Source organism: Siphonobacter sp. SORGH_AS_0500, assembly GCF_031453245.1.
GTDB lineage: Bacteria > Bacteroidota > Bacteroidia > Cytophagales > Spirosomataceae > Siphonobacter.
Map to the genome: position 1 here is coordinate 2,167,660 of NZ_JAVIYT010000001.1, position 12,383 is coordinate 2,180,042.

Below are 12,383 nucleotides of genomic sequence, written 5' to 3' on the forward strand. Positions count from 1 at the left end.
TGGATTTTTCGGTCTGAATTTATGACTTTGCAAGTTTCGTGTATTTCCGGAAAGAAGCGGAAACTTTATTCGGCTTTCTTTTTGAAGAGGGAAAAACACCAGCCTACCGTAAAGGCGACCACGCAACCCAGCATAACTTCAGAGGTGCGTAATAAGGCAATTTGAAGAGCATCCTGCCAGGAGGCTTGCTGGAAGATGGCGGGCGTCATGACCGCAATAACTGTCGACGGAGCCAGTTTCCAACTGGAAGGATATTTCTTGATAATCGTACTCATGAAGATCGCAACGGCAATGGCGAGGAAAAGCGAGTAGATATTGACACCCGTCAGAACAATAAAAACAATACCAATCAGACAACCGCTAATAGTATTAATAATCCTAGAAATGGTATTACGGCGAAGATCGCCAAAATCGGGTTCAGAAACGATGGCAACGGAGATCAAAGCCCATTCTTTTTTCTCAATATGCAGTAGATCAAGCAGGATCCAGGTAATGGCAGCCCCGAGTAGAATCCGGGAAGCGTATAAAAAAGCAACCTTTTTCAGGTCAAATTGGGCAATAATAGCTTTTTCTATTTCAATAAGTCGGCGTTTGGGGTTGATCAGCGTTCTTGACATCATAGCAATCATATAAACTTTTGAAGGGAAGTGTATTTCGTGGCTTTGTATATTATTAACGCAGAAAAGCTCGATTCAGTTTTCTATAAATTTGTATTATTCTAATAATCTACGCAATCTTTTAAATAGATTTACAAAATAGCCTGTCAGCATTTTACTAATCTGCGTCCTCGCTTAACGCCGCCAGCCGCTTATCTTTGACCGCCATCTTCATGATTAACGCATGCCTTATTTAGTATTAGACCTTGAAATGACCGGCGGTGAACCCGGCTGGAATGAGATTATTCAAATCGGTGCCGTTTTATGCGACGACCAGTGGAATGAGTTAGGAACGTATCTAACGAACGTTTACCCGGAAAATGAAGAAGCATTTTCGGAATATTCGGCTCGCATTCACGGCCTGAGTCTGGATGATCTGGAGGATGCTCCCATGATTTACGACGTCATTCCCGAATTTGAAGAATGGATTCTGGAAAAGCTGGGCCGCTTGCGGGGACGGACGCAAACGGTTGATAATTCGCAATACCTGCGGGACGTTATCATCAGCGGTCAGTCGGTAATCAACGATATTAACTTTCTGCGTTTTGCCTATCGGGAGGAAAAGCTGAAATGGCCGTTTTCCAATAAGTTACTGGATTTACATACACTAGGTTACTTTACGTTCGAAGTGCTGAAAGCCAACGGAAAACCCACGCCCAAGTCGCTAAGCTTGAAAGCCATTGCGGGTTATTTTGGGCTGGAACGCGAAGATGCGGAATTTCATAATGCCCTGGAAGACGCTCAGCTAACCACGCAATCGTTCAAGAACGTTTTTGCCCTGGCGAAGAAGTTCAAAATACAGGAGTAATAAAAAAAACGCTCTTTCGGGTTTTGAAAGGGTAGAGACGCGACTTTATCGCGTCTGGGTAAGAGGCGGTTATTGTTGCTGATTGGGATTATAAATCCCTGTCAGATAGCTTTCGAATTACAAATCCGAAAGAGCGAAGGTCTCTTCGTTGGGGAGAATCATGAAGGAAGTTATGGGACTGTCATCCAGAGCGAAGCGAAGAACCTCGGTGGAGGATGTGGCCTTACCTATCATTAGTAACTGCTAGGATTTACTTGCAAAACTGTGTGATAGTGACTGCCGTTTAATCCGAAGTTTTGGTTTTGAAAGGGTAAAGACGCGATTTTATCGCGTCTGGGTAAGAGGCAGTTTTTGTTACCTCTGTATAACTTCCATTTCCCGGCAGACGCGATGAAGTCGCGTCTCTACTTATGAACTGTGAGAACAATAAAAAAACTAGCCCTGAAATAACTCAGGGCTAGTTGGCCTTCCTCCCTTACAAAACAAATGTCTGACTCGTAGCCGGAACGTGTACGGTAAAGCTTTTTTGCTGAACCGTTGTAGTAACGAGTACCTGATAATCTCCGGGTTGATTTAATCCTGAAAGGCTAAACTTCCCGTTCGCATCCGTTAAGGCTGCCACTTCGGCAAACGCTCCCGGCCCTGACTGAATCAGAATGGTCGCGTCCGAAATGGGTTGATTTTGCTGAGTTACCAGCTGTCCTTCAATGGTCATGAACCTAAGGCTTTCCAGTTTTGAATGTTATCATATACCGCCTGCACAATGCGGGTAGCTGAGTTCCCCGAGCTGTGCCCGTTCGTGTGAATGCCTACTGCATATCGACTTTCGCCCACTTTCACCCACACGGGGCAACCGCTTTGTCCGCCCGCCGTATCAATCTGATAAGTAATGACCCGGGCCGAAACCGACGAGGCTTTCTGAGCCATCCACCACAGCTGATTACCTCCTTTGTCGCCGGGGTAACCACCAACGTTTAAAGCATTCGCTTTGAGATAATTATCATCTCGTATCGCAAAACCAAAATACCCAACGGTATCGCCAAGGCGGGCATTGGCAGGAAGGATAATGGCTCCGTAATCGTTATTACGGTTCTTGCTTTGCGTCCAGCCCGTCACACTTCTAAAATCAGTAGCAATAACTGAGCCATAGGGGCGGGAGGCATCATTTAATCCGGCTATTACTTCAATACTTTTCGCCCAGCCTCCATGCTCGTGCATGAATACGCAGTGACCTGCTGTAATGACTGTTCGCGGACCAACCAGATAGCCCGAACCAATCCAGCGGCTACCATCCTGAGCGGTCATTCGTAAAGCCACAATAGCTCGCCAGGGGTAAGTCGTGGTGGCTGTGATTCGTACACGTTCATCCGGGTAAATCACTACTTCCGACAGCAGTTCTTCTTCGGGGTAACTGGCATAATAGGCATCTTTCAGGGGTTCCTGCTGACCTGTCAGGCTACCGGATTCCTCCGTACTAAAGGCAGATTCTTTGAGATTATTGGAGCTGGCGGTTTCATCATCATCCTGAGCTGTGCGACCGGGGAAGTAACCCTCTACTTTTTCGAGTGTATCTTCAGTTACTTGAGGAGCTTCGAGCGTGAGTGTTTCACCCTGAAAAGGGTCATTGGAAAGAATGGAGGTGCCATTTTTAGTAGCCATTTTCTGAAATTGGTTTAGGTTGAACAAGCGTTTACCTGATTAGTAAGGTGTGACAAAGGTTCAGCTAAAATGGATTTCAGGAAATACCACAATTCAGTGATTCCATGTGAATGAATAGAGCTTGCCGCGATTTTTATTAAAGGTGTGAAATAGAAAAAGCCGACCCTTTTTACAGAGTCGGCTTTTTCTAAGCATTTGTTCTTAAGCTTCCAGAGCAGCTACTCCGGGAAGCGTTTTGCCTTCCATGTATTCCAACAGAGCACCACCACCAGTAGAAACGTAGCTTACGCGATCACCGTAACCCGCGTTATTAACCGCAGCGGCAGAATCACCACCACCAATGAGGGAGAAGGCTCCGTTTTCTTCCGTTGCTTTCACTACGGCTTCTGCAATGGCGTTCGTTCCAACGGCGAAGTTCGAGAATTCGAATACGCCCATCGGACCATTCCAGAGGATTGTTTTCGATTGTTCTATAATTTCCGTGAATACGGCAATCGACTGATGTCCAATGTCCAGACCTTCCCAGCCTTCAGGAATCTGACCGGAAGGAACCGTCGTTTTGGAAGCATCATTCGAGAATTTATCGGCCATAACTGTATCCAGAGGCATAACTAGGTTTACACCTTTTTCTTTCGCTTTCTCAATCAGTTCCAGAGCCAGCTCCATTTTGTCATCTTCGTGAATGGAGTTACCAATCTGACCACCCAGAGCTTTCGTGAAGGTATACGTCATACCACCACCTAAGATGAGGTTATCAACTTTATCGAGCAGTTTTTCGATCACCAGAATTTTATCGGAAATCTTAGCACCACCCATAATGGCCGTGTAAGGACGCTCTACGTTATCCAGAATGCGTTGAGCATTATCCAGCTCGGCCTGCATAACATAACCGCTTACTTTATCCGTGAAGAACTGACCGATAACCGCCGTAGAAGCGTGAGCACGGTGAGCCGTTCCAAAGGCATCGTTTACCCAAACGTCACCCAGTTTAGATAATTTTTCGGCGAAAGCTACGTCCCCTTTTTCTTCTTCTTTGTAGAAACGAAGGTTTTCGAGTAACAGAATTTCACCGGGTTGCAGAGATGCTGCCAGGTCAATGGCCTGCTGTCCAATGGCATCATCCGCAAATTTCACGGGACGGTTGAAGATAACAGACAGGGCGTTTACTAAGTGCTTAAGCGAATACTTTTCAGTAGGTCCATCTTTCGGACGGCCCAGGTGAGACATCAGGATAACCGAACCGCCGTCGTTAAGAATTTTTTGAATCGTCGGAATGGTTGCTTTGATACGGGTATCATCGGTGATTTCGTAACGGTCATTCAGGGGAACGTTGAAATCAACGCGGACAAGAGCCTTTTTTCCGGCGAAATTGTACTGGTTCAGCGTCTTCATCAGTAAGAATCAGATGTTTAAATGAGTAATGATTTGACAACTCTTATTATACGTGTTGATGAGTCGGTCGAGAAAGGAACAAAATTATACATTCGGCCAAACTTCCCTAAACTTCCCTTCTTTTTAGCCTTTAAGTGATAATTTAGATTTGATAAGTTATATTTTTGCTTCTTTAGTTTATCTTTTGCCAAGTAAAAAAGCTCTGTTCCTCTTCATCTTTATTATAACGGCAGAACCGGAAAAGGGTTTAATCCTTTATATTTGCCCCGTTCTTTGTAACGCCCGTCAATCGGATGGTTGGTTTCATTAGCAGATCTTCGCTGCTAAAGGAATGAAAAAGGAATCGTGTGAAAATCACGAGCAGACGTGCTACTGTAAGTATCTGTTTCGAACCTCGAAACAAGTGCATCCCAGATTTCCCATTGTTCCCTGAGGAATGAGAAGGGGGGAGTCGCATGATACAAGCCAGGAGACTTGCCAGCCTTCTCAATGGTCATACCTTCACGCATAGGGTCTGATTCACGCATTGATTTTACAAATTTCTGATTACCCAACTCTGCTCACTGCTAGTCCCGAAACTGGCAGGTTTGCGGTTGTGCCTGAATTGTGCTGATTTCGAAACCAACGAAGTCGGGCCGGGAAAGCTATACCCTTATCGCAGAGGCATTAACTCCGTCATTCGCGTGAACGGATGACGGCTCGTACGTTACTAATGCGGAATCAGTGATTCGTAACAATTCACCGTTTTTGGCGGGTTGGGTGTTTCGAAGGCGTTTTGATAAACCCTTTTTAACACAAAAACACATGGTTACTCACAACCTGGGCTACCCCCGCGTGGGCAGCAAACGCGAACTGAAATGGGCCTGCGAACAATTTTGGGCAGGAAAGATTTCGAAAGACGAACTTCTGTGGGCGGGTCGGCAAATTCGCCGACAAAACTGGCAGACGCAATTACAGGCAGGTCTGCAATGGATTCCTTCCAATGACTTTTCCTATTACGATCAGGTGCTGGATACTGCATTAATGGTGGGAGCCGTGCCCGAAAGGTATCAGGCGGTTATTGATGGAAAAAACAATCGGGAACTGGAGATTTACTTCGCCATGGCTCGCGGAATCCAGAAGGCCGAGCTGGACATAAAGGCGATGGAAATGACGAAGTGGTTTGATACCAACTACCATTACATCGTTCCCGAATTTTTGAAAGATCAGCAGTTTAAACGGTATTCCGATAAGGTCATTCACGACTTCGAAGATGCCAAGCAGATGGGTATTCTTACCAAGCCCGTCATTCTGGGGCCGGTTTCATTTCTGTTATTGGGTAAGGAAAAAGAAGAAGGTTTCCACCGAATTGATCTGCTCAATCGGTTATTACCCGTTTATATTGACGTATTACGCGAACTGAGTTACCGGGGGGCAACCTGGATACAGCTTGACGAACCTTGCCTGACGCTCGATTTGTCAGCTAATGAAAAAATCGCTTTTCAGCAGGCGTACCAGGCTATTCAAAAAGCATTACCTCAGGTTCAGCTTCTGGTGGCGACTTACTTCGAAAAACTAGGTGACAATCAGTCTTTGGCCCTGCAATTACCCGTTTCTGCTTTACATATTGACCTGGTGCGTGGATCGGGACAATTAACCTCCATTCTGGCGGATCACGAATTCGTTACTTCCACTAAAATCCTTTCGCTCGGCGTAGTGGATGGGCGTAATGTCTGGAAAAATGATTTCAGCCAGTCGTTGCAATTGCTGAATGAAGCCATTGCCAAGCTAGGCAAAGCCCGTGTCTGGGTGGCTCCGTCCTGTTCGTTATTGCATGCTCCTTACGATCTGGATTTAGAGAAAAACGAAGCGGTACTGACACCGGAAATCAAAAACTGGATGGCATTTGCTAAACAGAAATTGCAGGAAGTAACCACGCTGGGTCAGTTAATCGAAGGCGAAAATCTGGAGCTATTAGCAGAAAATCAGCAGGCCATAGAAAGCCGAAGGACGAGCTCGCTGATTCATAAACCAATTGTAAAATCCCGCGTGCAAGCGGTTCAACCCAGCGATTTCGAACGGAAGCAAGCCTTTACGATTCGTCAGAAAATTCAGGAAGCAAGCCTTCAGTTACCGCTGTTTCCCACCACTACAATTGGCTCTTTCCCCCAAACCGAAGAGGTTCGTCAATGGCGGGCGAAGTACAAAAAAGGCGATGTTACCAAAGCAGAGTATGAGGCTTTTGTGGAGGGAGAGATCGAAAAATCCATTCGTTGGCAGGAAGAAGTCGGGCTTGATGTATTGGTTCACGGTGAATTCGAGCGAAACGACATGGTTGAATATTTTGGCGAACAGCTTTCGGGTTATGTGTTTACTCAATTGGGCTGGGTACAGAGTTACGGAAGCCGTTGCGTAAAACCGCCCATTATTTACGGAGATGTCGAACGACCTGAAGCCATGACGGTTCGCTGGACGACGTTTGCTCAATCCAAAACGGCTCAATTAATGAAAGGCATGCTGACGGGACCAGTAACGATTCTGCAATGGTCGTTTGTGCGGGATGACCAGCCGCGTAGGGATACGGCTTTTCAGATCGCTTTGGCTATTCGGGATGAAGTGCTGGATCTGGAAAAAGCAGGAATCAAAGTCATCCAGATTGACGAACCTGCCATTCGCGAAGGCTTACCCTTACGCAAAGCCGACTGGGGCACTTACCTGACCTGGGCCGTGGATGCGTTCCGACTCAGTGCCGCCGGCGTTACCAATCAAACGCAGATTCATACCCACATGTGCTACTCGGAATTTAATGACATTATCGAGGCTATCGCCCGCATGGATGCCGATGTCATTACCATCGAAACGTCGCGTTCGCAGATGGAGTTACTCGATGCGTTTTCGAACTTCCAGTACCCGAATGAAATCGGACCGGGAGTGTATGACATTCATTCTCCCCGTGTACCCAGCGTGGAAGAAATGGCACATTTGCTGGAAAAAGCACTTCGAACCATTCCAGCTCGTAACTTGTGGGTCAATCCCGATTGCGGACTAAAAACCCGCCATTGGGTCGAAACTGATCAGGCTCTACGCCACATGGTCGCTGCCGCTAAACAATTGCAGCAAACCGTGAAAGCTTAGGAGTTTAGCGTTTTGGGTTTGGCGTTTAGAGTTAATGTTACATTGAACTCTAAACGCTAAACCCAAAACTCAAAACCATTTTCCATGTCACTCGAAGAAAAAATTAAGGCGGCGGAGACCCGCGTGTTTAAGGCCGTTTTCCCGCACACAACCAACCATTACGATACTTTATACGGCGGTATGGCCATGCAATGGATGGACGAAATCGCCTTCATTACTGCGACCCGTTTATCCCGAAAACCCATGGTAACCGTCTCCAGCGACCGCATTGATTTTCGGCAGGCCATTCAGGCGGGGATGCTGGTTGAATTGATTGGGAACGTCGTACACGTGGGGAACACCAGTATGCGAGTGAGCGTGGAGATTTACGTAGAAAGCATGTACGCCGAAGGACGCGAACTAGCCATACACGGCACCTTCACCTTCGTAGCCATAGACGCAAATAAAAAACCAATTCGAATTTTGGAGTAATGTTTAGGGTTTTGAGTTTAGTGTTAGGAAGTTATTTTGATAAGAAAAGAATTTACGTCGCAAGTATTAACTCAAAACCCTAAACTCCTAACTCTAAACATATGAATAAACATGCCCTTGAAGGCTGTCCGCGTTGTGGGCAGTTATTTACCTGCAAACTCAATGCAAGCTTAAAATGCGACTGCAATCAGATCGTATTAACGCCGTCGGAAATGCAATACATCCGCGATATTTCGATCATGGATTATGACAGCGGCTGTTTGTGTCTGAATTGTTTGCAGGAGTTACAGCAGGAGGCGAGGGCATTAGAGTAAGCTTACTAAATAAAGAAACAAAAAAGTAAGGCCCTGGCCCTGCCGCTGCCAGCTTTTTCGCTGGCAGCAACTAGTTGAAATAATGGTAACTCAACCTGTGAGGCCCTATCAAACGTATTGCTACCAGTGAAAAAGCCGGTCGGTTCACGCGGGCCACGATATTCAGAAACTAATAGCAAATCAAACTTTTTCCTGAGAAAAAGACTTATCATAGCTCTAAGCCACGTAGCTATTTATGTCTGAACGTCTGGAACTTCCACCGAAGTATTACCTCGATTACTTTACCTATTTACTCGCCTTTGTGCGTCGGTTTTACCTGGACTTATTAACCGACGATGAAAAAGAATTTCTTCAGGATTTCGATCAGTTGAGCGAAAACGCTCAGTGCCTTTTTATTCGGTTTACCAACCGAAGAGTGGCCTTTTTTCGGGTTCGAAAAATCAAGTATCCCGAAATTGATAACTGGGCGGAGGCTTTGCTTGAATTGGAAAACAAAGGTTTTGTCGCCCGTTTGTCTGACTATCACCAGAATCGGGCGGGGGAGATTCTTGACATTTTCAGTAAGCCGGAAGTACTAGGTTTTGCCAAACAACTGGCGTTGGATACCAAAGGCAAAGCCAGTCTCAAAAAAGACGAGGTAAGCGACTGGTTGTTAGAATCCGTGCCTTTTCCAGATTTAGCCAGTTATATTGACCAAAGCGAACCCGTAGTCAAGGTTAATTACGAGGCTCAGACGATGCTTTTCAAGTTTTTATTTTTTGGAAACCGGCATGCGGATATGAGTGAATTTGTGGTGCGGGATCTCGGCCATATTCGGTTTGAACGCTTTGATGAAGATCGTTTTGTCCCACATTTTACCTCCAGGGAAGAAGTCGAAGATCGGCTAAAAGTTTCATTGGCGGCGGAAGATTTCCATTTGATGAAAACCGCCGAAACAGATCCTTTGGCAATTAATACCTGGTTTCTGGATTGGTATGAGAATCATGTCCCCCTAGCTGAAATTGCTCAGCCTTCGCTGGATCGCCTGATGCTGAAGATCGCGGGTTTCATGGAACGCCAGAAAAAACTGGAAGAAGCCCTGGTGCTGTTTCGGATGACTACCGCACCGCCGTCGCGGGAGCGGCAGGTTCGGTTGTTGATGAAGTTAAAAGACCCGGAGGCAGCTACGGCTCTGGCTGAGGAGATGTTGATTAACCCTTTCAATGCGGACGAGCAGTTTTTTGCAATTGATTTTCAAAACCAGCAAGCGGCTCAGGGCCAGAAAAAAAGGGCTCGTAAATCGACCACGGAATGGTTGTTGAAATCAGAAAGTGTGACGATTGACGTTAGCTGGCGGTATCGGGTAGAGGAGGGCGTTGCTGAATATTTTCGGGCACAAGGAAAACAGGCGGTACATACCGAAAACTTTCTGTTTGATGGCCTGTTTGGGCTTCTGTTCTGGGATATCATTTTTGATGCCGGAAGTTCAGCCATTCATCACCCCTTACAGCGGTCTCCATCGGATATTTATAAACCTACCTTCTTCGAAAAACGCCGTCCCGCTTTACTGGATCGTCTGGATTTACTGGAAAACAAAGCCGATACTTTCCATTTTCTGGAAGCCGTTTTTGAAGAAAAATACGGTATCAGCAATCCGCTTGTGGTTTGGTTCCCAGAGCTATTAACACTGGTAAAAATTGCGGTAGAAAAGATTCCAGCGGAATTGTTGAAGAAGTTACTCATCGAAATGGCCACCAACGTACGTGAACATACGCGGGGCTTTCCCGACCTGTTTGTGTGGGATGAAACGAGTTATGATTTCATCGAAGTGAAATCTCCCACCGATCACCTTTCGCCGCAGCAGTTATACTGGTTACGCTTTTTCGAAACCACAGGCATCCGTTCCAAAGTATTACGCGTCGTTTGGGGATATGATCAGTAGAGACGGGTTTGCCTTATTTCCATTTCTTTGCCTTATCCGCCATGGTGGGAGGGCTGTCTTTAGATTAATGTCCATTTCCCAGAAAGACGTAACGCAGTCGCTCGGCTTTCCGCCATGGTTGGTATCCTCACCATCCATAGTGGGAAAATTAGTACTAGTATTGTAGAGACGCAATGAAGTCGTGTCTGGGTAAGAGGCGGTTTTTAGGACTAGTCCGTTCTTTTCATCTACCCACCAAATGCTATAAAGTCACGTATCTACCTGCATTTAACAATCCTCACCTACAATTCTTTTAGTTCCGTTGCCACTTTTTCTGCCCAGCGGGCTTGTTCGGCGTGGTTAATGCTGTGGCGGGTTTCGGCGTCGTATAATTCCTGATAGCGATTCATTTCCCGGAAAGACTCCAGAAAAATGTACTGAATCCGGCTATCATAATCTTCCAGCGGCAACTCTTCCGCTAATAAGGCTTTCTTAAATCGTTCCGTAATGAGATGCGTAATGTCAAAATGTAACTGCTCGTGAGCCAGAGCGTACATGTTTGTGGCTGGTTCGGCCGTCCAGGACGAATTTTGAAGCATAAATGCCTTGACCGTCATGTCAATAAACACGGTTCCGTTTTCAACTTTTGTCATCGCTTCATAGCCAAAACTGGTATAAATCAGAGCTCCCGTTCGGGGATTAACTCGCCGGATCGGACCTCGGAAATCATTCCAGGTTAGCTTTCGTTGCGGACTATAAAACACGGTATCACCCAGGCGACCTTTAGGTTCATACTCCTTAAACCGAATCTGTACACGACGGGCAAGTTTCTCGGTTTTCAGTTCATGCGTCTTCACCCAGTTACCAAACTCATGCAAACAGCGTTGCAATGTTTGCCGGATCTGAATCTCGTAATTCCCATCCATGCCAGCCGAGCGATTATAATCAGACCCTGCCTGGCATTCCGTCAATAAAATGTACCGCCCTTCTATTTCACGTTCAAAAGCCAACTGTACCCGAAACGTACCGCGAATCATCCGACTGGATGCTCTCTCCTCAAACCAGAATTGCTTTACTCGTATTCGAACCGGATAATCCCGTTCCTGCCGGGGCGACTGCTTCAGTAAACGCTGAAAGGTAGTGGGCAAACTTCCCACAAAGCGAAGAGAAGAGCTCTGACCCGAGGGCAGAATGATTGAACCAATACCGGACCGATTGGGCCGTTCGTCTACAATGTCCTGAATTGTGTATAAATGGGGTAATTGCGAAATAGACTCTGATCGTAGCTCAAGCGTTCGTTGAGCCTGGGCCGAATTTAGTAATCCGACAAGAAAAAATAGTAGCCCCCAAAGGGATGGTTTATGTCTCAAGTTCATGGGTTTATACCTCTATGAACGTAAAAGCTAGTTAAAAAGTGCAATGAAATAAATCACTTTATGCTTGACTTTATGGGTTGAGGTCATTAGGTTCACTCTTGCTAAGAGCTATTCTGTTTTCTACGATTAGTGAAGAATAGAATGGTTTTTTTACGCAAGCCAATATGGTCAAACCCTAAAAATGAGTGTGCGTATGAAACTGCAAGTGCAAACAGTTCATTTCGATGCAGATAGCAAACTGCTCGACTTTGTGCAAGCCAAATTCAACAAATTAGATCAATTTTATGATCGGATTACCAATGGCGAAGTCTATCTGAAACTAGACAAAGGCGAATCGAGCAAGGTCCAAAATAAAATCGTTGAGTTAAAGCTCTATTTACCCGGCGATTCCATCTTTATTAAAGAAAGCGGAACCACTTTCGAAGAGGCTACAGATTTAGTATTGAATGCCGCTAAAACGACTGTGAAAAAATATAAGGAAAAACTCAAGGACAAAACGGCCCCTAAAGCAGCCGAGTTAATCGTTGAGGAAGAAGAAGAAGAATTCTAGTCCATTCATCATCTGGAAAAGAGGTCGTTTCATAGCAGAGGCGACCTCTTTTATTTTCTAGTTCATCAGATTTTCCAGCGAAACGTGGATATTCTCCATATTTTAAGTAAATAGCTTGTGAAGTTTTGATACTCAGCCTGATA

At 45.7% G+C, this 12,383-nt stretch carries 11 protein-coding genes and 1 riboswitch; of the genes, 6 read left to right on the forward strand and 5 right to left on the reverse strand.

The features are described 5' to 3' along the window. Positions 1 to 65: 65 nt before the first annotated feature. Positions 66 to 620 carry an FUSC family protein gene (locus tag QE357_RS09110; protein ID WP_157830436.1) on the reverse strand — a complete coding sequence of 185 codons (555 nt, stop codon included), beginning with the start codon at positions 618 to 620 and terminating at the stop codon, positions 66 to 68. 220 nt (positions 621 to 840) lie between these two features. Between QE357_RS09110 and QE357_RS09115 the strand changes: the two genes are divergently transcribed. Next, positions 841 to 1,464 (forward strand): PolC-type DNA polymerase III, encoded by a 624-nt coding sequence (locus QE357_RS09115; protein ID WP_106638037.1) that lies wholly within the window; start codon positions 841 to 843, stop codon positions 1,462 to 1,464. A 475-nt stretch (positions 1,465 to 1,939) separates the two neighbouring features. Here QE357_RS09115 and QE357_RS09120 read toward each other — a convergent pair whose 3' ends face one another. The 3 genes from QE357_RS09120 to QE357_RS09130 all read right to left on the reverse strand — a co-directional run bounded on the left by QE357_RS09120 (position 1,940) and on the right by QE357_RS09130 (position 4,515). Then, a complete protein-coding gene (locus tag QE357_RS09120) occupies positions 1,940 to 2,179 on the reverse strand; it encodes a carboxypeptidase-like regulatory domain-containing protein (protein WP_309706854.1) in 240 nt (79 codons plus the stop codon). After that, positions 2,176 to 3,123: a trypsin-like serine protease gene (locus tag QE357_RS09125; protein ID WP_309706856.1), complete on the reverse strand. Its 948-nt coding sequence runs from the start codon at positions 3,121 to 3,123 to the stop codon at positions 2,176 to 2,178. Before QE357_RS09125 ends, QE357_RS09120 begins: the two co-directional genes overlap by 4 nt. Before the next feature lie 201 nt (positions 3,124 to 3,324). Beyond that, positions 3,325 to 4,515, reverse strand: coding sequence for a phosphoglycerate kinase (locus QE357_RS09130; RefSeq protein ID WP_106638034.1), 1,191 nt, complete (start codon positions 4,513 to 4,515; stop codon positions 3,325 to 3,327). Positions 4,516 to 4,796: 281 nt separating this feature from the next. Next, a riboswitch (cobalamin riboswitch) is annotated at positions 4,797 to 5,012 on the forward strand. Positions 5,013 to 5,319: 307 nt separating this feature from the next. Here QE357_RS09130 and metE point away from each other — a divergent pair. The 4 genes from metE to QE357_RS09150 all read left to right on the forward strand — a co-directional run bounded on the left by metE (position 5,320) and on the right by QE357_RS09150 (position 10,335). Continuing rightward, on the forward strand, positions 5,320 to 7,629 hold the full coding sequence (metE, locus tag QE357_RS09135) for a 5-methyltetrahydropteroyltriglutamate--homocysteine S-methyltransferase (RefSeq protein WP_309706859.1): 2,310 nt from the start codon (positions 5,320 to 5,322) through the stop codon (positions 7,627 to 7,629). 84 nt (positions 7,630 to 7,713) lie between these two features. Continuing rightward, entirely contained in the window at positions 7,714 to 8,100 is a 387-nt protein-coding gene (locus tag QE357_RS09140) for an acyl-CoA thioesterase (RefSeq protein ID WP_106638032.1), read from the forward strand. Between the two features lie 101 nt (positions 8,101 to 8,201). Then, positions 8,202 to 8,414: a cysteine-rich CWC family protein gene (locus tag QE357_RS09145; RefSeq protein ID WP_307142818.1), complete on the forward strand. Its 213-nt coding sequence runs from the start codon at positions 8,202 to 8,204 to the stop codon at positions 8,412 to 8,414. Between the two features lie 235 nt (positions 8,415 to 8,649). Then, on the forward strand, positions 8,650 to 10,335 hold the full coding sequence (locus tag QE357_RS09150; protein WP_106638029.1) for a VRR-NUC domain-containing protein: 1,686 nt from the start codon (positions 8,650 to 8,652) through the stop codon (positions 10,333 to 10,335). Positions 10,336 to 10,616: 281 nt separating this feature from the next. Here QE357_RS09150 and QE357_RS09155 read toward each other — a convergent pair whose 3' ends face one another. Continuing rightward, complete coding sequence (locus QE357_RS09155) at positions 10,617 to 11,690, reverse strand: hypothetical protein (RefSeq protein ID WP_309706863.1); 1,074 nt, start codon at positions 11,688 to 11,690, stop codon at positions 10,617 to 10,619. A gap of 193 nt (positions 11,691 to 11,883) precedes the next feature. On the opposite strand from QE357_RS09155, the gene QE357_RS09160 reads away from it, so the two are divergent. Further along, complete coding sequence (locus tag QE357_RS09160) at positions 11,884 to 12,240, forward strand: HPF/RaiA family ribosome-associated protein (protein ID WP_106638027.1); 357 nt, start codon at positions 11,884 to 11,886, stop codon at positions 12,238 to 12,240. The last annotated feature ends 143 nt before the right edge of the window (positions 12,241 to 12,383 follow it).